The sequence below is a fragment of the Streptomyces shenzhenensis genome (assembly GCF_021462265.1).
Taxonomy (GTDB): Bacteria; Actinomycetota; Actinomycetes; order Streptomycetales; family Streptomycetaceae; genus Streptomyces; species Streptomyces shenzhenensis.
The window spans coordinates 191625-213493 of record NZ_JAJONF010000005.1; the positions used below are offsets into that span (position 1 = coordinate 191625).

Annotated in this window: 17 protein-coding genes and 2 pseudogenes; 9 read left to right on the forward strand and 10 right to left on the reverse strand. The window is 71.4% G+C overall.

The annotated features are described in order from the left end of the window. Positions 1-114 precede the first annotated feature (114 nt). Positions 115-1629: a cytochrome bc1 complex cytochrome b subunit gene (qcrB, locus tag LQ326_RS09285; protein ID WP_234534522.1), complete on the forward strand. Its 1515-nt coding sequence runs from the start codon at positions 115-117 to the stop codon at positions 1627-1629. Here qcrB and LQ326_RS09290 read toward each other — a convergent pair. Next, positions 1550-1951, reverse strand: a complete 402-nt coding sequence (locus LQ326_RS09290) for a cytochrome c oxidase subunit 4 (protein WP_234534524.1) — start codon at positions 1949-1951, stop codon at positions 1550-1552. The genes qcrB and LQ326_RS09290 overlap by 80 nt on opposite strands. Further along, a complete protein-coding gene (gene ctaD / locus LQ326_RS09295; RefSeq protein WP_234534526.1) occupies positions 1948-3621 on the reverse strand; it encodes an aa3-type cytochrome oxidase subunit I in 1674 nt (557 codons plus the stop codon). The genes LQ326_RS09290 and ctaD overlap by 4 nt, the downstream gene beginning before the upstream one ends. 232 nt (positions 3622-3853) lie before the next feature. On the opposite strand from ctaD, the gene LQ326_RS09300 reads away from it, so the two are divergent. Then, on the forward strand, positions 3854-4222 hold the full coding sequence (locus LQ326_RS09300; protein ID WP_234534528.1) for a DUF6479 family protein: 369 nt from the start codon (positions 3854-3856) through the stop codon (positions 4220-4222). A gap of 144 nt (positions 4223-4366) precedes the next feature. Continuing rightward, positions 4367-4930, forward strand: coding sequence for a hemerythrin domain-containing protein (locus LQ326_RS09305; protein WP_234534530.1), 564 nt, complete (start codon positions 4367-4369; stop codon positions 4928-4930). A 78-nt stretch (positions 4931-5008) separates the two neighbouring features. On the opposite strand, the gene LQ326_RS09310 is transcribed toward LQ326_RS09305, so the two are convergent. The 5 genes from LQ326_RS09310 to LQ326_RS09330 form a co-directional block, all read right to left on the reverse strand. Next, positions 5009-5530 (reverse strand): hypothetical protein, encoded by a 522-nt coding sequence (locus LQ326_RS09310; protein WP_234534531.1) that lies wholly within the window; start codon positions 5528-5530, stop codon positions 5009-5011. A gap of 308 nt (positions 5531-5838) precedes the next feature. After that, positions 5839-6315 carry an SRPBCC family protein gene (locus LQ326_RS09315; RefSeq protein ID WP_234534533.1) on the reverse strand — a complete coding sequence of 159 codons (477 nt, stop codon included), beginning with the start codon at positions 6313-6315 and terminating at the stop codon, positions 5839-5841. 24 nt (positions 6316-6339) lie between these two features. Next, a complete protein-coding gene (locus LQ326_RS09320; RefSeq protein ID WP_234534535.1) occupies positions 6340-6546 on the reverse strand; it encodes a hypothetical protein in 207 nt (68 codons plus the stop codon). Positions 6547-6605: 59 nt separating this feature from the next. Beyond that, positions 6606-7136 (reverse strand): hypothetical protein, encoded by a 531-nt coding sequence (locus tag LQ326_RS09325; RefSeq protein WP_234534536.1) that lies wholly within the window; start codon positions 7134-7136, stop codon positions 6606-6608. A gap of 301 nt (positions 7137-7437) precedes the next feature. Then, complete coding sequence (locus tag LQ326_RS09330; protein WP_234534538.1) at positions 7438-8691, reverse strand: MFS transporter; 1254 nt, start codon at positions 8689-8691, stop codon at positions 7438-7440. 424 nt (positions 8692-9115) lie between these two features. On the opposite strand from LQ326_RS09330, the gene LQ326_RS09335 reads away from it, so the two are divergent. Both LQ326_RS09335 and LQ326_RS09340 read left to right on the forward strand, forming a co-directional pair. Further along, the gene (locus tag LQ326_RS09335) at positions 9116-10345 is read left to right on the forward strand and encodes an alpha/beta hydrolase family protein (protein WP_234534540.1); all 1230 of its coding nucleotides are present in this window, start codon (positions 9116-9118) and stop codon (positions 10343-10345) included. A gap of 387 nt (positions 10346-10732) precedes the next feature. Beyond that, the gene (locus LQ326_RS09340) at positions 10733-11884 is read left to right on the forward strand and encodes a glutathione-independent formaldehyde dehydrogenase (RefSeq protein ID WP_234534542.1); all 1152 of its coding nucleotides are present in this window, start codon (positions 10733-10735) and stop codon (positions 11882-11884) included. A gap of 189 nt (positions 11885-12073) precedes the next feature. Here the strand turns inward: LQ326_RS09340 and LQ326_RS09345 are convergent, their stop codons facing one another. Then, a complete protein-coding gene (locus LQ326_RS09345) occupies positions 12074-14245 on the reverse strand; it encodes an MMPL family transporter (RefSeq protein WP_234534544.1) in 2172 nt (723 codons plus the stop codon). A gap of 290 nt (positions 14246-14535) precedes the next feature. On the opposite strand from LQ326_RS09345, the pseudogene LQ326_RS09350 reads away from it, so the two are divergent. Beyond that, positions 14536-14799, forward strand: a pseudogene (locus LQ326_RS09350) (aldehyde dehydrogenase family protein); the annotation flags it as partial. Between the two features lie 19 nt (positions 14800-14818). Here LQ326_RS09350 and LQ326_RS09355 read toward each other — a convergent pair. Next, positions 14819-15979 (reverse strand): PP2C family protein-serine/threonine phosphatase, encoded by a 1161-nt coding sequence (locus LQ326_RS09355; protein WP_234534545.1) that lies wholly within the window; start codon positions 15977-15979, stop codon positions 14819-14821. Between the two features lie 347 nt (positions 15980-16326). Here LQ326_RS09355 and LQ326_RS09360 point away from each other — a divergent pair, with 347 nt between their 5' ends. The 3 genes and pseudogenes from LQ326_RS09360 (at position 16327) to LQ326_RS09370 (ending at position 19451) form a co-directional block, all read left to right on the forward strand. Next, positions 16327-16995, forward strand: a complete 669-nt coding sequence (locus tag LQ326_RS09360; protein WP_234534548.1) for a glycoside hydrolase family 11 protein — start codon at positions 16327-16329, stop codon at positions 16993-16995. Further along, positions 16995-17681, forward strand: a pseudogene (locus tag LQ326_RS09365) (polysaccharide deacetylase family protein); the annotation flags it as partial. The gene LQ326_RS09360 and the pseudogene LQ326_RS09365, both read left to right, overlap by 1 nt. A 111-nt stretch (positions 17682-17792) precedes the next feature. Further along, a complete protein-coding gene (locus LQ326_RS09370; RefSeq protein WP_234534550.1) occupies positions 17793-19451 on the forward strand; it encodes a tetratricopeptide repeat protein in 1659 nt (552 codons plus the stop codon). Positions 19452-19550: 99 nt separating this feature from the next. Here the strand turns inward: LQ326_RS09370 and LQ326_RS09375 are convergent, their stop codons facing one another. Then, positions 19551-21635: a SpoIIE family protein phosphatase gene (locus LQ326_RS09375; RefSeq protein ID WP_234534552.1), complete on the reverse strand. Its 2085-nt coding sequence runs from the start codon at positions 21633-21635 to the stop codon at positions 19551-19553. Between the last annotated feature and the right edge of the window lie 234 nt (positions 21636-21869).

Consider the following 21869-nt stretch of genomic DNA (forward strand, 5'->3'; position numbering starts at 1 on the left):
CGTGCCTTGCGCCGATCGGGTGCCACAGCCCAGCCGCGCGAGTGTTCCGCGTCGGCCGGGTACTCGCCCCGCGCCTGACGGGCAAGGGATGGCGAGAGGCGAGGAGGGCGATCGGTGAGTTCCGGACACGGCGCGGCGGGGGAGCGGTTCGCGGACGCGGTGGACGCCCGGCTGCCCGTCCACGACGGGGCCGGCCGGCTGCTGCGCAAGGCCTTCCCCGACCACTGGTCGTTCTTCCTGGGCGAGATCGCCCTCTACAGCCTGATCGTCCTGCTTCTCACAGGTGTGTGGCTGACCTTCTTCTTCAAACCCGAGATGCGGGACGTCGTCTACCAGGGGTCGTACGTCCCCCTGCGCGGCCGGCCCGTGTCCGGGGCCTTCGACTCCACCCTGGACATCAGCTTCGACGTCCGGGGCGGGCTGCTGATGCGCCAGGCCCACCACTGGGCCGCGCTGGTCTTCGTCGCCGCGATCGGCGCGCACCTGCTGCGGATCTTCTTCACCGGCGCCTTCCGCAGGCCCAGGGAGATGAACTGGGTCATCGGCGTCACGCTCTTCGCGCTCGCCCTGGCCGAGGGCTTCGCCGGCTACTCGCTCCCCGACGACCTCCTGTCCGGCACCGGACTGCGGATCGCCCAGGGCATCATGCTCTCCATCCCCGTGGTGGGGACGTACGTGGCCATGTTCGCGTTCGGCTCCCAGTTCCCCGGCCACGACATCATCCCCCGGCTGTACAGCCTGCACATCCTGCTGCTGCCGGGCGCGCTGGTCGCCCTGGTCACGGTCCACCTGATCCTGGTCTTCCACCTGAAGCACACGCAGTGGCGCGGACCGGGCCGCAAGAACACCAACGTGGTCGGAAAGCCGCTCTACCCGCAGTTCTCGGCCTCCTCCATCGGCCTGTCCCTCACCGTCTTCGGACTGCTGGTGGCGCTCGCCGGGGTCGCGCAGATCAACCCGGTGTGGAAGTACGGCCCCTACCGCCCCGACCAGGCGTCGACCGGTTCCCAGCCGGACTGGTACGTCGGTTTCCTGGAAGGCTCGCTGCGCCTCGTCCCGCCCTGGGAGACGAACTTCGCCGGGCACACCCTGATGTGGAACGTCCTGCTGCCGGCCGTGGTCCTGCCCGCGCTGCTCTTCGCCGTCCTGTACGCCTACCCGTTCGTCGAGCAGCGGCTGACCGGGGAGGGCCGGCAGGAACAGCACTTCAGCGAGCGCCCCCGGGAACGGCCCGTGCGCACCGGCCTCGGCGTGGCCGGGGTGACCTGCTACGGGTTGCTGGTGCTGGCCGGCGGCAACGACGTGGTGGCGCAGACCTTCCGGATCTCGGTGAACGCCCTGACCTGGATCCTGCGCATCGGCCTGGTCGTCGGCCCCGTCGCCGCGTTCTTCGTCACCCGCGCGCTGTGCCGGGCCCTGCTGCACGCGGAACAGGAGCGGCTGACCGAGGGCGAGGAGACCGGTGAGGTCCGGCAGACCATCGCCGGCGGCTACGAGAGCGACCACCGGCCGGTGACGTCGTTCCGGCCGGGCGCCCCACGCCGGCCGCTCAGCCCTGATCAGCCCCCCGGTTCACGTACTGGAACACCAGCCCGGCAACACCCCGAGCCAGAACACCGAAGCCGATGAGGAACAGCCACAGCCCGAACACCACCCCGGTCGCCGCGAGCGCGAACCCGAGCGCGGTGACGATCGGCCAGGGGCTGTGCGGCGGGAAGAACTCGACCGGCCCGGCGGAGTCCGCCACCTCCGCCTGCGTACGGTCCTGCGGGCGCGGGCCGTGCCGCAGGTAGCTGACCGCGCAGAAGAACGACACCAGCGCGGCCATCGCGAACGCCACGATCAGCGCCGCCGTCCCGGCCGGGTCGGCCCGCGACCACACCCCGTAGAGCGCGGCGGTGGCCCCGAAGAAGACGGCCACCCCGCCGAAGAGCAGCGCCTCGGCCTTCATCGCTGCCCCGCCCTCTCCGCCAGCCGCGTGATCTCCGGATGGTGCAGGTCGAACGCGGGCGACTCCGACCGCACCCGGGGCAGCGCCACGAAGTTGTGCCGCGGCGGCGGGCAGCTCGTCGCCCACTCCAGGCCGCGCCCGAACCCCCACGGGTCGTCCTCCTCGACCTGCCGTCCCTTGTGGGCCGTACGCCAGACGTTGTAGAGGAACGGCAGCGTCGAGACGCCCAGCAGCAACGCGCCCGCCGACGAGAGTGTGTTGAGGAGGGTGAACCCGTCGGCCGGCAGATAGTCGGCGTACCGGCGGGGCATGCCCTCGGCACCGAGCCAGTGCTGCACCAGGAACGTCAGCTGGAAGCCGGGGAAGAGCAGCCAGAAGTGCACTTTGCCGAGGCGCTCGTCGAGCATCTTCCCGGTGAACTTGGGCCACCAGAAGTAGAAGCCGGCGAACATCGCGAAGACCACCGTGCCGAAGAGCACGTAGTGCAGATGCGCCACGATGAAGTAGGAGTCGGTGACGTGGAAGTCGAGCGGGGGCGACGCGATGAGCACCCCGCTCAGCCCGCCGAGCAGGAACGTCACCAGGAACCCCATCGACCACAGCATCGGGGTCTCGAACGACAGCGAGCCCCCGCGCATCGTCCCGATCCACGCGAAGAACTTGATCCCGGTCGGGACGGCGATCAGGAACGACATGATGGAGAAGAACGGCAGCAGCACCGCCCCGGTCGCGAACATGTGGTGCGCCCAGACGACCGCGGACAGCATGGTGATGGAGGTCGTGGCCCCGATCATCGGCAGATAGCCGAACAGCGGCTTGCGCGAGAACACCGGGATGATCTCCGAGATGATGCCGAAGAACGGCAGCGCCACGATGTACACCTCGGGATGCCCGAAGAACCAGAACAGGTGCTGCCACAGCAGCGCCCCGCCGTTGTGCGCGTCGAAGACGTGCGAGCCGAACTTCCGGTCGGATTCCAGGGCGAGCAGCGCGGCCGTCAGGACGGGGAACGCGGGCAGCACGAGGATCGAGGTGAACAGCACGTTCCAGGTGAACATCGGCATCCGGAACATGGTCATGCCCGGGGCGCGCAGGCACAGGATGGTGGCGAGGAAGTTCACCGCGGTCAGCGTCGTCGACACGCCGGAGACCACCAGCCCCATCACCCACAGGTCACCGCCCGCGCCGGGGGAGAAGTAGGAACTGTTCAGCGGCGCGTAGGCGAACCAGCCGAACGCCGCCGCACCGCCGGGTACCAGGAACCCGGAGACCACGATCAGCCCGCCGAACAGGTACATCCAGTAGGAGAGCGCGTTGAGCCGCGGGAAGGCCAGGTCCGGAGCGCCGATCTGGAGCGGCATGATCGCGTTCGAGAAACCGGCGAACATCGGCGTCGCGAACAGCAGCATCATGATCGTGCCGTGGATCGTGACGAACTCGTCGTAGGTCTGGTTGCTGAGGAACTGCAGCCCGGGACGGGCCAGTTCGGCGCGCATGCCCAGGGCCAGCAGCCCGGCGAACAGGAAGAAGCAGAACGACGTCACCATGTACAGCCGGCCGATCACCTTGTGGTCGGTCGTGGACGCCCAGCCCAGCAGCCGGCGTCCCAGTGGCACCGGCTGCACGGGAGGCGCGGGCGTTTCGCCGGCTCGCTGCGAGAGTTCGCTCATGGTCCTCCTCGGCCGTTTCGAGCGCGGAAGCGCCTCGCGGGTGTCCTGCCCGCCGTACCCGGAAACCGCCGGCCCGCGCGGGCACGACTGCCGCCCGCGGTACCGGAACCGGCATAGCGGGCGGATGGGACAGGCCGGTTCCGGGGTGACGCTACCGGTGACCCGGCGAACACCGAGTCCGCCACGCCTCGCCGCCGGGCATTCGATGCCGGCCGGCGGGTACCCGGCGCTGATGTACACAGCACTTGAGCAACTGGCCGCCGCCGGCTCGGCGGCAGGGGTGATCATCATCGTCGTCTGCGGCGTGCTCCTCACGGTCGCGCTGATGGGCGCCGTACGCCTCGGGATCGGGGTGCGGCGACGGGAGCCGGCACCACCCCGGCGCTCGGAGCAGCCGAAGCTGCCCGACTCCGGACCCGTGCGCGAGGAGCGGAGCATGCGTGAGCCGAACGAGGTGCCCCGGGCCGGGGACGGCGGTGCGCGTCTGGCCCCGCACCAGCTCGGCAACGCGCCCAGCAGGCCCAGCGGCGACCAGACCCGCCCGCGCTGGCAGCCCGGCTCCAGCGGATCCTTCGGCAGCGGCGGCAGCGGCGCGAAGTGAGCCGCCTCAGCGCGTGCGGCCGGTGGACGAGCCAGGGTCTGGTGCGGCACCCGGCGCGGCGCGGTGTGAGGTATCCGGTGACGGGCACTCGGGCCGCGGCGGATCCGGATGCGGACCGCCGTGCCACGAGCGGAGGTGAAGGGCATGGGACATGGGGGAAACGTCATCGACGAGCTGATGACCGACCACCGGGAGGTGGAGGAGATCTTCGGCAAGATCGAGGCACTGCCGTCCGGTGACAAGAACCGCAAGATGTACGCCGACCAGGCCACGATGGAACTGGTACGGCACTCGGTGGCCGAGGAGGCCTATCTGTACCCGGCGGTGCGCAAACACGTCGCGGGCGGCGGCGCCCTGGCCGACAAGGAACTCGAGGACCACGCCAAGGCCGAGCGGATCATGAAGGACCTGGAGAGCTGCGAACCGGACGACGCCCGGTTCGACGCGCTCATGGCCTCCCTGATGAGCGAGATCCGCATGCATGTGGAGGACGAGGAGCAGAACCTCTTCCCGAGGCTGCGCGCCGCGTGCCCGCCGGACGCCCTCGACGATCTGGGCGACAAGGTCCGTCAGGCGAAGAAGACGGCACCGACCCGCCCGCACCCCGCCGCCCCGGACAAGCCTCCGGCCAACAAGATTCTGGCGCCCGGTGCGGGTCTGGTCGACCGGCTCCGCGACGCGCTGACGGGCCGCGGCAAGCCTGACTGACCCGAACCCCGCCGCCGCCCAGCCTGGGCGGGCCACCATTGCCCGGCCTCCTCGTGGAGACCGCCTGAGAAGCGGGCCTCAGGCCGACACGGGGCGGCCGGGCCGGTCCAGGCGCTGCAGCAGTTGCGCGCGATGCAGTACGGCCACGGGCGCGAGCAGGTCCGGATGCCGCAGCAGCGACGCCGCCCGCCGGTCGTCCTCGTCCGGGACGAGCAGCCGTCGGAAGTCGACCGGACCCGACGCCAGGTGTTCCCCCGCCGCGAGTGCGTCGACCGCGGCGCTCGCCAGACCGGGGTCGCAGAGCAGCCCGGCGGCCCAGCTCGCCACCACCTCGTCCACCCAGGTGCGCCAGCCGCCGTCCGGGTCGGGGGCGCTGTCCCCGCCGGTCACCCAGTCGAGCCGCGCCGAACCTCCCGGACCCGTCATCGCGACCAGACCCGCGTCCAGCGCCGTCGGATAGCGCAGCCAGGCCGCGACCGTCACGGCCTGCCGCACCTGTGCCTCGCACCGCGCGGCGGCGAAGGCACCGCCATGGGCGGGAAAGGCGCCCGCGAGCCAGCGAGCGGTCGCCGCGATGAGCGGAGAGAGATCTGCGAGCACTGCCCAGCCATCCGAAGAATCTGCCCGAAACCGGTCGGGGGAGCCGACCGGGAAACCGGCCGGCGGACCGGACCGGGAACCGACAAAACGGTATCCCGAGGCGGGCTCGCGGAGATACGGCCCAGGGGGTTGGGCGACGTGGTTCTGCGCACAGCGCGCCGGAGCGCATGGAGCGCATGGAGCGCATGGAGCGCATGGAGCGCATGGAGCGCACGGGAAGCACCGGAGCGCCCTGGACGGGGCGGAACCCCGGGCCCACCGCGCGGGCCCGGGGTTCCGGGGGTACGACCGCCGTCGGCCGGCCGCTCTCAGTGGAGGCCGCCGGGATCACCGGGCCGGATCCGGCCACGCCAGGCGCCGCTCTCGGTGCCGCGGTGCTCGATGAAGTCCTTGAAGCGACGCAGGTCGCCCTTGACCCGGCGGTCGATCATGCCGAGCGCGTCCGCGCCCTTCTCGGCCATCCCGGAGGGCTCCACGTCCATCGTGAGCTCCACCCTGGTGTGGGTGGGGTCCAGGGGTTCGAAGCGGACGGACCCGCGCTGCCGGGTGTCGCCCTCGACGGTCCGCCAGGTGATCCGGTCGTCCGGCAGCTGGTCGACGATCTCGGTGTCGAACTCGCGCCGCACCCCGCCGATGCTGGTGGTCCAGTGGTTGTGCCGGTCGTCGAGCTGCCTGACTTCGTCGACACCCTCCATGAAGTTCGGGAAGTCCGCGAACTGGGTCCATTGGTTGTAGGCCGTGTGGATCGGGACGCCGACGTCCACGGCTTCCTTGACCGTGCTCATCTGTTCCTCCTCGTCGCAGGTGGCTCAGTCCCGGGGCGCGGGCGTGCGCCCCCGGAGGGTCTTCTCGTTGGCCCCGATGCTCGGGGTGATCGGATCGCCGGCCCCGGCCCGCTGTGGCGTGCCCCGGCCGGCGTCCTCCCGGCCGGCGCGCTTCCCGACCTGCTCCAGCAGCTCGTCCTCGGCGGTCCGGGGCCCTTCGTCCTTCGCGTGGTGTTCGGTTCGCTTTCGCACGGCGGCCGGGTACCCCACCCGGCGAGCGGGCAACATCCCGGCCGCCGGGCGATGGCGCGTCAGCCGGTGAGCAGCACGTTCCGGGCCGCGTCGACGCGCAGGCCCTCCAGCGTGATCGTCTGCCGGTGGGCCCGTTCGATCAGCTGGTCGAGTACCTGCTCGTCGAGGCGGTCGTCCGCCTCGGCCAGCGACCGCAGGGTTCGCCAGCCGAGTTCCTTGCCCTTGACCCCGAGCCGGAGGAACTCGAGTTCGATCACCAGTGTCAGCGGCGAAGGCCGCAGGAGGCGACCGTTGCCCTTGAGGCGTCCGAGTCGCTCGGCCGTGCCCGCGGCGACGGTCTTGTACCGGCGCTCCGGCACGCCCAGGCGCCGCATGAGGCCGAGCAGGCTTGCGCGGTCCTCGGCGATCTCGTCCGCGAGCAGCCCCAGGGGGCCGGCCGCCGGGGTGTCGCGATGCGACCGGGCCATGAACCGGGCACGGCCGGCACCGGCCGTGGCCCCGGCCAGGTGGTCGTTGAGATAGACGCCGAGCAGGTCCATCCGGAGACCGCCCACGTCGGGGCGGGTTCGGTGGTGGGTCGATGTCGTCATCGCTCGTCTCCTCGTCTCCCGCCGTCGGCTCTGTGGCGGCGGGAGACGAGTACCCGGCGCGGAGCGCCGAACCCGGCCGCCCGCGACACCGGTGCGCGCCCGGAGCAACCCGGAGCTCCCGCGGGTGGGGAGGACGCCGGGAACGCCGTCGTGGAGAACGTGCGGACACCGGCCACCGGGCATGGGCGGTGGCACCTCCCCGGCCGTACGCGGACCGGGTGATCGTGTGGTCGCGCAGGGCGCTGATCCCGTGCTCGGCCATCGGTGGCCGCGCGGTCCGGACCGGGGCTCGGGACGCGGGTCAGCCTGATTTCGAGCCGGCCGGGGCGGAGGCAGCCGCGGACGGCGGGGTCCGCCCGGCCACGAGCATGACGATCAGGGCGGCCAGCGTGAGCGCGGCACCGGTGTAGAGCGGTGCCGTGTAGCCGAGCCCCGCGGTGATGGCCAGGCCGCCGAGCCAGGCACCGAGGGCGTTGCCGGCATTGGACGCGGACACGTTGGCACTCGCCGCCAGCGCGGCTCCCCGGGCGGCGTCGGTCACCCGGGTGATCATGCCGGGTACGGTGGCGAACCCGGTCACCCCCATCAGGAACACCAGCACCGCCGACGCCACGGCACTGCCGGCCAGCAGGCCGAACAGCGCCAGGGTGACGGTCAGTCCGAGCAGCGCGAGGATCAGGGCGCGGTCCCGGTCCCGGTCCGCCGCCCGGCCGCCGATCAGGTTGCCCACGACCAGACCGACGCCGTACACCATCAGCAGCCAGGCGACATCCGCCGGGGAGAACCCGCTGACCTCGGTGAAGGTGTAGGCGATGTAGCTGAACGCCCCGAACATCCCGCCGTAGCCGAGCGCGGTCGCCGCCAGCGTGAGCCAGACCTGCGAGGACCGGAACGCACGGAGCTGGTCCCGCAGGCCGCTGGGCGCGCCGCCTCGCACCGTCCCCGCCCGGCCGGGGACGAGGAGGACGATGGCGGCCAGCGCCAGCACGCCGATCGCGGTGACCGCCCAGAAGGCCGCCCGCCAGCCCCAGCGCTCGCCCACCAGCGCACCGAACGGCACACCGAGTACGTTCGCGAGCGTCAGCCCGGCGAACATCACCGCCACCGCGCGGGACTTCCGCTCCGGCTCGACCAGACCACGCGCGACCAGGGAGCCGATGCCGAAGAACGAGCCGTGGCACAGGGCGGCGACGATCCGCCCGAGCAGCATCACGGAGTAGGTCGGCGCGATCGCGGACAGCAGGTTGCCGACGACGAACAACGCCACCAGACCGACCAGGACCTGCTTGCGGGGCAGCCGCGCCGTCGCCGCGGTGAGAGCGACCGCGCCGACGGCGACACTCAGCGCGTACCCGGAGATCAGCCGGCCCGCGGCCGCCTCGGACACCGCGAAACCCGACGCCACCTGGGGCAGCAGCCCGGCGATCAGGAACTCGGTGAGCCCGATCCCGAAACCGCCGAGGGCCAGCGCCACCAGCCCGCCCGGTGCCCGCCGCGGCCCGTCCGCGCGCCCGTCCACCGGCACCTGCCGTTCTCCGACCCCGAATCCGCCCATGAACCGACCCTCATCGCCGACGGTGGCCCCGTCCATGGACAAAGACCGGCGAGGCTTGGACGAATTTCCGTCTCCAGCGGGACGACGAACACATTCCGCGCGCGAAGCCGGTCCTGCGCTGTTCGACACCTTCGCCTCCCGGCAGAAGACGCTGCACGTCAACGCGGGCAGGCACAAGGCACACACCAGGTCCGAGGCGGACAGCGCGGCCCGCTTCTTCGCCCGGCACCTCACCCGGCCCGTGCCGTCCCCGGCGCTGAACTGTCGGCCCGCCGGCTACCGGCGCGGGGCCGGGCGTAGGGCTAACCCCACGGCGTGCCAACCGGGTTGCCGGATGGTGGCCGCCGGGCCCCGTCCACAAAGCTGGGAGGAGCCACTGAACACGCGTGCTCCGCGCCGCCCGCGCACCCAAGGAGGCCATGCCTTGCTCACCCGCCGCACCGCCCTGCTGTCGGCCGTCGCCGCCGCCACCCTGCCCGCCCTCTCCGCGCGCACCGCTTCGGCCGCACCGCGCACGGCGGGGCCGGTGCGGCTGACCCTGCCCGCGCCCAGCGGCCCGTGTCCGGTGGGGACGGTCTCCCTGCGCCTGGTCGACACCTCACGCGCCGATCCCTGGATCACCGCACAGCCGTACCGGGAGCTGATGATCAGCGTCCGCTATCCGGCGCGGGACACCGGCGGCCACCCGAGGGCGCCGCAGATGCTGCCCGGGGAGGCCGCCGGTTTCGCCGCCGTCAACAACCTCGCCGACGTGCCCGCCGACAAGGTCGACTGGGCGGCCACCCGCACCCACGCGCACCAAGGCGCCCCGGCCGACCGGGACCGCGGCCCGTGCCCGGTCGTCTGCTACTCACCCGGCACCGGCGACCCGCGTTCCCTCGGCACCACCCTCTGCGACGACCTCGCTTCCCGCGGCTACGTCGTGGTGATGCTCGACCACACCTACGACGCCACGGCCGTCCAGTTCCCCGGCGGCCGCGTCGAACGCACCGTGCTTCCCGCGGAGTACGACAAGGCCTACCCGGACAAGAAACGCATCGCGGCCCTCCTGAAGAAGACGATCGACGTACGGGTGGCCGACACCCGCTTCCTGCTCGACGAACTGCCCCGTGCGCTGCCCCGGGGACTGCGCGGCGCGCCGGACCTGGACCGCATCGGCATGTTCGGTCATTCGGGGGGCGGTTTCACCGCGCTCCAGACGATGCACGACGACCGGCGCATCGCGGCCGGAGCCAACCTGGACGGCGTGGTCGCCTACGTCCAGGACGACGGCGACCCGGGCCACCTCTCCACCGTCGCCGCCGACGGGCTCGACCGCCCCTTCCTGTTGATCGGCAAGGACGGCAACGACCTGAGCACGGTCCCGTCCTGGAACTCGCTGTGGCGGCACAGCCGCGGCCCGCGCGAAGGGCTGTCCCTGCGCGGCGCCGAACACGCCACGTTCACCGACGAGGAGGCGATGATCCCGCAGCTCGCCCGCCGGCTCGGCCTGCCCCGCACGACGGTCGTGGAGAACATCGGCACCATCGCCCCGGCCCGCGCGATCCCCGCCGAACGGGCCTGCCTCGCATCCTTCTTCGACCGCCGGCTGCGCGGCCGGAAGGCGGCAGGCCCGTCGGGCCAGGCGCCGCAGCTGCGCTCCTTCGCCCGGTGAACACCCGGCAGCCGGCGGCCGTCCGTCCGCCGTGGGATGCCGCGCCACGGCACGGGAGATCGCCCCGACCGCACAGGAGCCGACCAGGACGGGCGCCGCCTCGACGGGCGGCGAGCACACGATGGCGGTGTGTGCCCGCACCGGCGTCGCCACGCTGTCCGGCACGGGCCGTCGGCGCACCGCGTTCCTGCCGGGCCGGGCGTCGGGGCGCGGCCCGGCTTGCAGCGCCTGCGCGAGAGGCGTTTTCTGGAAGTATCCGATGGTGAAACAAGAGCGCCCAGGGTTACGGCATGGACGAGGGGCCCTGCCTCGACGTGTTTCTCCTGGCCAAAGTCTCGGTCGGCACGGTCCGTCAGTCGCCCGGCGTTCGACGCGGAGGTGAGCCTGGTGAAAGCCGTTGTCTACGAGAAGCCGTTCAGCGTCACCGTCAGGGACGTCGACGATCCACGGATCCAGCACCCGAACGACGTGCTGGTACGGGTCACATCGTCCGCCATCTGCGGGTCCGACCTGCACATGTACGAAGGGCGCACGGCAGCCGAGGCGGGCATCGTCTTCGGGCACGAGAACCTCGGCATCGTCGAGGAGATCGGCTCCGGCGTGACCTCGCTGTCCGAGGGCGACAGGGTCGTCATGCCGTTCAACGTCGCCTGCGGCTTCTGCAAGAACTGCCTGGCCGGGAAGACTGGTTTCTGCCTCACGGTGAATCCGGGCTTCGCCGGCGGAGCCTACGGCTATGTGGCCATGGGCCCCTACAAGGGCGGCCAGGCAGAACTCCTGCGGGTGCCGTTCGCCGACTTCAACTGCCTGAAGCTGCCGCCGGGCAACGAGTTCGAGACCGATTTCGTGCTGCTCGCCGACATCTTCCCGACCGGCTATCACGGCTGTGAGCTGGCCCAGGTGACACCTGGTGAGAGCGTCGCCGTCTTCGGAGCCGGACCGGTAGGGCTGATGGCCGCGTACTCCGCGCTGCTGCGCGGCGCGTCCAAGGTGTTCTCGGTCGACCGCGTGCCCGAGCGGCTCGCCAAGGCCGAGCAGATCGGCGCGATCGCGATCGACTTCACCAAGGGCGACCCGGCCGAACAGATCAAGGAGCAGACCGGAGGCGAGGGGACGGACAAGGGCGTCGACGCCGTCGGCTACCAGGCCCAGGCGCACGACGCGAGCCACGAGGAACCCGCCGTCGTCCTGAACAGCCTCGTCGAGACGGTACGGCCGACCGGCATGCTCGGCGTGCCGGGCCTGTACGTCCCCTCCGACCCGGGCGGACCCGACGAGCACGCCAAGCACGGCCAGCTGCTCGTGTCCATCGGCAGGATGTTCGAGAAGGGGCAGCGGATGGGCACCGGTCAGTGCAACGTCAAGCAGTACAACCGCCAGTTGCGTGACCTGATCATCGCGGGGCGAGCCAAGCCCAGCTTCGTGGTCTCCCACGAACTGCCGCTGGAGGAGGCGCCGGGCGCCTACGAGAAGTTCGACCAGCGGATCGAGGGCTACACCAAGGTCGTCCTGCACCCCGGGCACGCTCTCGCGGCGTAGCACCGGCGACGACCAGACACCCGACACGCCTTCGCCTGGCCGGCGCGCACCGGCCAGGTGAAGGCGCTGAGTCACTCGGCGTCGACGGTCAGTGCGGTCATGCATCGCCTCGTCAGGGGACGGGACCGGGGGTCAGCACTGCGGATTCCCCCGGTCCCGTCCTCCTGCGCGGCGACCGGAAACGCGCCGCTAGCCGTGACGCCCGGCGGGTGTGTTCCGGTCCTCCCCGGTGACCGGCGTGCCGCCCCCGTGCTCCGTGCCCGCCGCCGGTTCCGCCCGGTCGGCGTGGCCCGGCCACCAGGCCGCGTGGCCGATGAGCGCGGTGAGGCTCGGGGTGAAGAACATCGCCATGACGAAGGCGGCCACCGCGATGCCGAAGGAGACCGCGAAACCCATCTCCGTGAGCAGCGAGTTGCCCGCCAGCATCATCGTGGCGAAGGTCGCCGCCAGGATGAAGCCGGCCGCGGCCACCGTGGGGCCCGCGTGCCGCAGTGCCATGCCGGCTGCCTCGCGCGGCTCCCGGCCCTCGCGGGCCTCCTCACGGAGCCGGGCGATCATGAGGATGTTGTAGTCCGTGCCGATGGCGACCACGAAGAGATACATGATCACCGGCAGCATGAACATCAGACCGGGCTTGTTCTGCGCGTCCTGGAAGATCCAGACCGTGGCGCCCAGCGTGGCGCCGAAGCCGAGGCCCACCGAGGCGATCAGGTACCAGGGAGCGACCACGCTGCGCAGCAGCAGCCCCAGGATCACCATGATCAGCAGGGCGGCGACGGGGAACACCGTCCGGTAGTCGTGGTTGACCGCGGAGTCGATGTCCTTGTAGATCGAGGACATACCGCCGACGAGCGCCTCGGTCCCCTGTGGAGCGCCGGCGTGCGCGACGTCCCGTATCCGGCCCACCGTGGCTATCGCCCGGTCCGTGGACGCCTCGTACTTGAGGGTGACGGTGAAGTCCGCCGTGGTGCCGGCCTTGTTCACCTGGGCCATCCGGGCGCTCGCGACGCCGTCCACGGCGCCGAGCTTCGACGCGTACGCGCGGAAGGCGGAGGTGTCCAGCGGCTTTCCGTCGGTGCTGGAGAGGTAGACGTCGGTGGGCGCGGCGGCACCGGCCGAGTACGCCTTCTGCATCTGGTCCTGGACGACCATGGACTCCTTGGTCTTGGGCATCGAGCCCGAGGCCAGGTCGAACGTGGCGTGGTAGCCCAGCGTGCCCAGCGACAGCACGACCAGGACCAGGCCGGAGGCCGCCGCGGTCAGCCCGGGGCGGCGCCGCACGGCACGGCCCAGGGCCGCGAAACGGGCGTTCGCCGGCTCCTGCTGCCAGGACTTGGACGGCCAGAACACCTTCGGTCCGATGAGCGAGACGACGGCCGGGATCAGCGTGAGTCCCGCGACCAGGGTGGCCGAGACCGCGATGGCCAGTGCCGGGCCCATCTGCTTCAGGAAGCCCAGGGTGGACAGCACCAGCGCGAGGAAGGCGATGATCACCGCGCCGGCCGCCGAGGCGATGGCCTCACCGACCCGGCCGACCGCGTTGACCATGGCCGCCTTGGGTTCGTCACCCGCGCGCAGGCGTTCGCGGTACCGGAACATCAGGAACAGGAAGTAGTCCGTGCCCACGCCGAACAGCACGACGATCAGGATCGAGGACACGGAACTGTTGGCCTGCAGGCCGAACAGTTTGGTGGCGTACGCGATCAGGCCGTTGGCGATGGCGGACACCACGCCGATCACCACCAGGGGCAGGAAGGCGAGGATCGGCGCCCGGAAGATGATCAGCAGGGTGACCAGGATGATCACGAAGGTGCCGATGCCGATCAGCGCCTGACCGCGCTTGGACGAGTCCTGCTGGTCGAGGGCCTGGGCGGCCGAACCGCCCAGCTTGACCTCCAGGTTGGTGCCCTTGGCCAGTTGCTTGACGTCGTCGCGCAACACCTTGGCCGCGTCGGCCTGCACGGGCTGGCCGGCTTTCTTGCTGTCCATCTGCACCAGCGTCAGGTCGTACCTGCCGTCCTTCGACGGCTGGCCGGGGACGACCTTCTGGACCTGGTCGATGTGCCTGGCGCCCAGTGCGGTGGTGATCCGGGCGACGTCCTTCTTGTCCTCGGCGGTGAGCGTGCCGCCGTCGGTGCGCTGGTACAGCGCGATCGCGGACGGGGTGAAGGCGCTGGGGAACGCCTTCGCCTGGAGTTCCGCTGCTTTGATGGACTCGTAACTCTTGGGCAGGAAGCTGCTCTCGTCGCTGTTCGAGGGCAGGCTCGGAGCGGTGGCGACGATCGCCACCGCCGCGATCAGCCATGCCACGATCGTCCAGACGGGATGTCGGACGACGGCACTGCCAATTCGTCGGAACATGCGGAAGGTCCTCCTGGGTAGGAAGATCACCGCAGCCCGGGGAGCGGACCCTGGCATCGGCGACCTCGACCGGCACGCATCCAACGAGCCGGTCGCATGGTTGTCTTGACGTCATATGTTAGGGATCGGCTGTGAGGGCCGGTCCAGTGGGTTTTCCGTAGCCCGCCTGCCTGCGCTTTTCCCGGTGTCCGCGGGCAGCCCCGGCATCGGTGCGACGGCCGCCCGGCCGGCTACCGTCGAAGAGGGGACCGCCGCACCGTCGCCGGCCGAAGGGCCGCGTCATGTCAGCGCAGGCGCTGCCGTCCAGCCTCTTCACCCGCGGCCGGCGGGAGGCCGAGGTCTTCCTGCCCGCCGCCGGGTCCGACCGCGGTGTCGCCGACGTGAACGTCGGCATCTCCGGAGCCGGGACGGGCGGTGCCTTCGGCGGCGGGAAGGACACCGGCGGCGGCCGCGAGTCCGGTTCCGACGCCCGGAAGCCGTACCTGCGCTCCGCCACCGGCACGATCAACTACTCCGGCGAACTCCCCCTGGGCCAGGGTGCCGGCTTCCGCTGACCGGCCCCGCGAACCGGGCTCACGGCGAACGGGAGTCCTGGCCGCCGCCCGCCGTCTCGGCCGTACCCTCGGGCAGCAGGAAGGCGGTGAGGGCGGCCGTGTCGTCCTGGAGCTGGTCGTGGCTGTAGTCCAGCAGGTCCTGATGGAGCCGTTCCAGCAGCTCCGGGGGCGGCATGGGCCCCCAGGACCGCAGCCGCTGGAGCAGCGGGTAGAAGGAGCCGGCCGGGTTCCGGGTCTCCGTGATCCCGTCCGTGTACAGCAGCAGCTGGTCGCCGGGGCCGAACGGGTAGGTGTCGACGCGGTAGGGGTCCCCGACGAGCATGCCGAGGTTCAGCGGCGGCCCCGGCTGTCCCTCGTCCAGCTCGTGCACCTCGCCGGGGCGGATGAGCAGCGGCGGCGGATGGCCGCAGTTGAGGACGCGGACGATCCTCTCGTCCTCGGGGATCTCGGCGAACACGGCCGTGACGAACCGCTCGCCGAGTTCGGTCCCGCCCAGCCGGTCGGCGCGGCGGGCCATGCTGATGTCCACCCGCTCGACCAGGGCACGCAGGTCGGGCTCGTCGTGCGCCGCCTCGCGGAACGCGCCCAGCATCGCCGCCGCGGTCTCCACCGCGAGCAGCCCCTTGCCGCGTACGTCCCCGATGAGCAGCCGTACCCCGTACGGGGTGGGAACGGCCTCGAAGAGGTCACCGCCGATCCGTGCCTCGGCGGCGGCGGACAGGTAGAAGCTCTCCAGCAGCAGGTTCCCGATCCGGTGCGGAACCGGCCTGAGCAGGACGCGCTGCGCGATCTCGGCCACGAACCGGACATCCGCCAGGGTGCGTTCCCGGCGGATCCGGTGCGCCGCCAGGATCGCGCCCAGGGCGCCCACCAGGGCCGTACACACGTAGGCGGCCACGTAGTGCCGCTCCCAGACGTAGCCGACGGAGCGCCCCGCACAGCAGGGAGTTCCGGCCAGGAGAAGTTCGAGGCCGATGGCGAGGGCGGTGGCGACGGCGACGGCGGCGGGCGGGTGCGCGAAGGCGGTCACCAGGGGCAGGGCGATCAGTACGAAACTCACCGGCCACTGCACCGGGGTGACCGGTTCGATCAGCAGCACGCCGGCGACGTACAGGACCGGTAGCCAGCGCATCCACGCGGGGGGTGCGGGCAGTGAAGGGTCGCCACTGTCGTGTCTCACCCGGGACTCCTGGCCTACGAATCTCGACAAGACGGCCAGCCTTCCGGGCCTCCGCCCGGCGCGCCGGGGATTGCTCCACCCAGCGGCATGTTCCTCTCATCGACAGCAGCATTCGCGCCAAGTGTCGAAACATTCGGGATTTGTGGACTGGGTCAGTTGATCTCGTCACGGCTTGCCTGTCACGGTGCCGATCTACGACTCGCTCTAGGCGTCTCTGAACTGCGGATGTGATCGATGATCCGAACCGAAGGTTTCGAAATAATTACCGAAACTGTTGACAGGTGTCATGGGCAGACCAACACTCCCCACCAAGCCACACCCGCACAGGCCACACGAGGAGGCATCCCATGAACCCGCTCGACCACTCCCTGAGCCGCAGGAGTGCCGGAGCCCTGCTGCTGGGCGCAGCCGCCGGGCTGGCCCTGCCCGGCACCGCCCGGGCCGCCACGGTCGTCACCACCAACCAGACGGGCACCAACAACGGCTACTACTACTCGTTCTGGACCGACGCACAGGGCACGGTCTCCATGACCCTGGGCTCCGGCGGCAACTACAGCACCAACTGGAGCAACACCGGCAACTTCGTCTGCGGCAAGGGCTGGAGCACCGGCGCCCGCCGGAACGTGACCTACTCCGGAAGCTTCAACCCCTCCGGCAACGGCTACCTGTCCCTCTACGGCTGGACCTCGAACCCCCTCGTCGAGTACTACATCGTCGACAACTGGGGCAACTACCGGCCCACCGGAACCTACAAGGGCAGCGTCACCAGCGACGGCGGCACCTACGACATCTACCTGACGACGCGGTACAACGCCCCTTCCGTCGAAGGCACCAAGACCTTCAACCAGTACTGGAGCGTCCGCCAGGCCAAGCGGACCGGTGGCACCATCACCACCGGCAACCACTTCGACGCCTGGGCCAGGGCCGGCATGCCCCTCGGCAGCTTCAGCTACTACCAGATCCTCGCGACCGAGGGCTACCAGAGCAGCGGCAACTCGAACATCACGGTGGCGTGATGGGTGCCGTAGCGGAACGCTCGTTACGCCCCCTGGTGGCGACCGCCGCCGCCGTCGCCCTGGCCGCCGCGGGCACCCTCGCCGCCGGCGCCGCCCCGGCCCACTCCGCCACCTGCGCCGGCTACGTCGGCCTCACCTTCGACGACGGGCCGTCAACCGCCCACACCCCGGGCCTGCTCAGCGCCCTCAACGCCAACGGGCTGCGAGCCACCATGTTCAACGAGGGCCAGTACGCGGCGGCCTATCCGGCGCAGGTCAGGGCCGAGGTCAACGCGGGCATGTGGGTCGGCGACCACAGCTACACCCACCCCCACCTGACCCAGGAGACCCAGGCGCAGATCGACTCGGAGATCTCCCGCACCCAGTCGGCCATCGCCGCCGCCGGCGGCGGGACCCCGGTCCTGTTCCGGCCGCCGTACGGCGAGACCAACGCGACCGTGCGGACGGTCGAGGCCAAGTACGGACTCACCGAGATCATCTGGGACGTCGACTCGCAGGACTGGAACGGCGCCAGCACCGACGCCATCGTCCAGGCCGTCTCCAGGCTCACCAACGGCCAGATCATCCTGATGCACGAGTGGCCGGCCAACACCCTGGCCGCCGTCCCGCGCATCGCACAGACCCTGGCGACCAAGGGGCTGTGCTCCGGGCGGATCTCCCCGCAGACCGGACGCGCGGTCGCGCCCTGAGAAAGCGGCGGCACGAGCGGCGCGGCGGACCGTCAACCGCCGCGCCGCTCTCATGACTTCGGATGAAAAGGGATCAACCGCCCGCATGGCGTCGATAGGTTCGCCACCGTGGACTACTACGACCTGGGCAGTCACAGCCGGCGCGTGACGACGTCGTCCCCCGAAGCACAGACCTGGTTCGACCGCGGGCTGAACTGGACCTACGCCTTCAACCACGAGGAGGCCGTGCGCTGTTTCGAGGCGGCCGGCGCGGCGGACCCGGACTGCGCCATGGCCGACTGGGGCGTCGCCTACGCCCTCGGCCCCAACTACAACAAGCCCTGGGAGTTCTTCGACAGCGAGGACCTGACGCGCACGGTGGCGCGGACGCACGCCGCCGTGGAACGCGCCCACGTCAAGGCCGCGCATGCGACTCCCGTCGAACGCGCCCTGATCGAGGCGCTGCGCGCCCGCTACCCGCAGGCCGCGGCCCCGGACACGGCGGCCTGCTCCGTCTGGAACACCGCCTACGCCGACCGCCTGCGCACCGCCTGCGCACTGGCGCCCGACGACCTCGACGTCGCGGCTCTCTACGCCGACGCCCTGATGAACCTCACCCCCTGGCGGCTCTGGGACATCCGCAGGGGCCGGCCGGCCGACGGGGCCCGCACCGAGGAGGTGAAGGCCGTCCTGGAGCGGGGCCTCGGAGCGGAGGCCGGCACCAGGCACCCCGGGCTGCTGCACCTCTACATCCACCTGATGGAGATGTCGCCCACGCCCGAGACCGCCCTGCCGGCCGCCGGCCGGCTGCGCGACCTGGTGCCCGACGCCGGGCACCTCCAGCACATGCCCTCGCACCTGGAAGTCCTGTGCGGCGACTACCGGCGCGTCGTCTCCGACAACGCCGCGGCCGTCGCCGCCGACGAGAAGTACCACGCCCGCGCCGGCGCGATGAACTTCTACACCCTCTACCGCTGCCACAACCTGCACTTCGGGATCTACGGCGCGATGTTCCTGGGCCGCCTCGGGGACGCCCTCGCCACCGCCGAACGGCTCGAAGCCGCCGTACCGGAGGAACTGCTGCGGGTGCAGAGCCCGCCGATGGCCGACTGGCTGGAAGGCTTCCTGGCGATGCGGGTGCACGTGCTGGTCCGCTTCGGCCGCTGGGACGACATCCTGCGCCTGCCGCTGCCCGCCGACCCCCGGCTGTACTGCGTGACCACCGCGATGCTGCACTACGCGCGCGGGGTCGCACACGCGGCCACGGGCCGGATCCCCGAAGCCGAGACCGACCGGGCCCGCTTCCGGGACGCGGCCGCCGCGGTCCCGGCCACCCGCATGCTCTTCAACAACACCTGTGCCGACATCCTGGCCATCGCCTCCGCCATGCTCGACGGCGAACTCGCCTACCGCAAAGGCGACTTCGACACGGCCTTCACCGAACTGCGGCGCTCGGTCGACCTGGACGACCATCTCCCGTACGACGAACCCTGGGGCTGGATGCAGCCCACCCGGCACGCCTATGGCGCCCTGCTCCTCGAACGCGGCCGGACCGCCGAGGCCGAGGCGGTCTACCGCGCCGACCTCGGCCTCGACGACACCCTGCCCCGGGCGTTGCAGCACCCGGGCAACGTCTGGGCCCTGCACGGCTTCCACGAATGCCTCCGGCGGCTCGGCAGGGACGGCGAGGCGCGGATCGTGGCCCAGCAGCTGAAGCTGGCGGTCGCTGTCGCGGACGTGCCGATCGGTGCGTCGTGCTTCTGCCGGACGGAGTGCCGCAGGGCGTAGGGGGCGCCGTGCGCGAGGGGCCGTCGTGTGTCTGCGGCGCCGTTCTGGCTGGTCGCGCAGTTCCCCGCGCCCCTTTGGGGCGCTGTCCTCGGGGTGCTTTCACAGTGCCCGGGCCATCAGCAGGGCCACGTCGTCGTGGTCGTCCGGGTGGCGCAGGCCGTGCAGGAGCAGGTCGCAGGTCTCCTCCAGCGGCCGGTCGGGCTCGTCGAGGAAGCCGAGGAGGACGTCGAGGCGTTCGTCGATGGGGTGGCGGCGGGTCTCGACCAGGCCGTCGGTGTACAGCACCAGGAGGTCACCGGCTTCCAGGGCGACGGTCGTGGTCTCGAAGGGAATGCCGCCGACGCCGAGGGGGGCGGCCGTCGGCAGCTCCAGCAGGGCCGGCGGCCGGCCCGAGTGCACCAGCGCGGGCGGCATGTGGCCCGCGTTGGATACCTCGCAGCGCCTGGTGCGCGGGTCGTACACCGCGTACAGGCAGGTCACGATGTAGTGCTCCAGTTCGCAGGTGATCCGGTCCAGGTGCCGCAGCACCGCGGCCGGGGGCAGCTCCAGGTCCGCGTACGCGCAGGTGGCCGTGCGCAGCCGGCCCATGGTGGCGGCCGCGTCGATGCCGTTGCCCATCACGTCGCCCACGACCAGCGCGGTCCGGTCCTGGGACAGCGGGATCACGTCGTACCAGTCGCCGCCCACCTCGCTCGTCGCCTGGGCCGGTTCGTAGCGGGAGGCCAGTTCGAGGCCGGTGTGCCGGGGCGGGTGGTCGGGCAGGAGACTGCGCTGGAGGGTGAGCGAGGTGTTGCGGACGCTCTGGAACCAGCGGGCGTTGTCGATGGCCACGGCCGCCCGGGAGGCCAGCTCGGTGGCGAGGACGACGTCGTCCTCGTCGAAGGGGAGCGGATTGCGGGTCCGCTTGAGGTCGAAGGCGCCGAGCACCTCACCGTGCGCGATCAGCGGCACCACCAGATACGAGTGCACGCCCGCCTCCGCCAGCAGGGCACCGCCCTCCGGGCTGCGCGCGATGCGCGGCAGATCGTGCTTGCCGACGTGCGGGACCAGCACCGGGCGGGCGGTGTGCACGCACAGCGTGACCAGCCGGTCGCCGTCATAGGCGGCGAGGTCGCCGGGCGGGTCGGCGGCCCGCAGCGCGACGGTGGGCTGGGCCGCCTTGAGAGCGAGGGCGCGGAACAGCTCCGGCCCGTTGTCAGGACGGCGTGCGCGGCGCAGGGCGAGCGCCGAGTCCAGCACGTCCACCGCGACCACGTCGGCGAGCACCGGAGTGGCGATCTCGGCCAGCTCGTGCGCCGTGCGCTCCACCTCCAGCGAGGTGCCCACCCGGGCCGAGGCGTCGGCGATCAGGGCGAGGCGGCGTCTGGCCCGGTCGGCCTCGGCGGCCGCGCGGTGCCGTTCCGTCACGTCGACGGCCGAGATCGCGGCACCCAGGACCCGGCCGCCGGGATCCTCCAGGCGGTAGAACGACAGCGACCAGGCGTGCTCGTGCTCCGGATCGGCCGGCGGACGGCCGACGTGGTACTGGTCGAGCAGCGGCGTGCCCGTGGTGAGCACCTGGCGCAGTGCCGACTCCACGGTGTCGATGTCGGGCAGCGGCAGCGTCTCGCGCAGATGGCGGCCGCTGTGCTCCTCGGCGGGAACGCCGTCGATCCGCTCCAGCGCCGGGTTCACCAGGAGATAGCGCAGATCGGGGTCGAGCAGGGCCAGCCCGATCGGGGACTGGCTGATCAGCCGCTCGCACAGCGCCAGGTCGGTCTCCAGCCGCTGGAGGAGGGCGTGGTCGGCGACGATCCCCAGGGCGTAGGTGTCGCCGAGGTCGTCCAGCAGCCGCATGGTGCGGAACTCCATCAGCCGGCTGCCGCCGTCCTTGTGCCGGACCGGGAAGGTGCCCGCCCAGCTGTGTCCCGTCTCCAGCACCTCCATGAAGACGTTCACCGCGGCCTTGAGATGCTCCGGCTGAACGAGCAGCCGCGCCGCGTTCTTGCAGAGGGCCTCCTCGGACGTGTAGCCGAACAATTCCTCGGCCTGCGGGGTCCAGAACACGATCCGGCCCTGCGTGTCCAGCGCTATCGCGGCCACGCTCAGCACGTCCAGCAGACCGGTCGGACGCGGACCGCCGGAGCCGTACTCCTCACCGCCGGCGCCGTCGGCGTCACCGGACCGCAGGGAACCTGCACCCATCCCCACAACCACCTCCCCGGGCCGATGCCGATGCTGCTGCCGCGGCCCTTCCATTGCCGCTGCCGCGGCCCTTCCATGCTGCCCCCGGCCCGCGGCTCGCCCCAACTCCAGGGCGGGTGCCCAGGCCGGCGCCCCGCCGCACGCACCGTGGCCGGCCACCCGTCCCGGCACAGCGCCGGGCCGTGCGCATCGGGCGGACAAGCAGGAACATGGGGGTACATACAGGATGTAGCC

What these genes read in the sequence shown, in the direction of transcription:
- LQ326_RS09300 (WP_234534528.1), top strand. Translation starts at nt 3,854, where the DNA reads ATGTACACAGCACTTGAGCAACTGGCCGCCGCCGGCTCGGCGGCAGGG.
- LQ326_RS09360 (WP_234534548.1), top strand. Translation starts at nt 16,327, where the DNA reads ATGAACCCGCTCGACCACTCCCTGAGCCGCAGGAGTGCCGGAGCCCTG.
- LQ326_RS09325 (WP_234534536.1), bottom strand. Translation starts at nt 7,136, where the DNA reads ATGACGACATCGACCCACCACCGAACCCGCCCCGACGTGGGCGGTCTC.
- LQ326_RS09290 (WP_234534524.1), bottom strand. Translation starts at nt 1,951, where the DNA reads ATGAAGGCCGAGGCGCTGCTCTTCGGCGGGGTGGCCGTCTTCTTCGGG.
- LQ326_RS09315 (WP_234534533.1), bottom strand. Translation starts at nt 6,315, where the DNA reads ATGAGCACGGTCAAGGAAGCCGTGGACGTCGGCGTCCCGATCCACACG.
- ctaD (WP_234534526.1), bottom strand. Translation starts at nt 3,621, where the DNA reads ATGAGCGAACTCTCGCAGCGAGCCGGCGAAACGCCCGCGCCTCCCGTG.
- LQ326_RS09375 (WP_234534552.1), bottom strand. Translation starts at nt 21,635, where the DNA reads ATGGGTGCAGGTTCCCTGCGGTCCGGTGACGCCGACGGCGCCGGCGGT.
- LQ326_RS09305 (WP_234534530.1), top strand. Translation starts at nt 4,367, where the DNA reads ATGGGACATGGGGGAAACGTCATCGACGAGCTGATGACCGACCACCGG.
- LQ326_RS09345 (WP_234534544.1), bottom strand. Translation starts at nt 14,245, where the DNA reads ATGTTCCGACGAATTGGCAGTGCCGTCGTCCGACATCCCGTCTGGACG.
- LQ326_RS09330 (WP_234534538.1), bottom strand. Translation starts at nt 8,691, where the DNA reads ATGGGCGGATTCGGGGTCGGAGAACGGCAGGTGCCGGTGGACGGGCGC.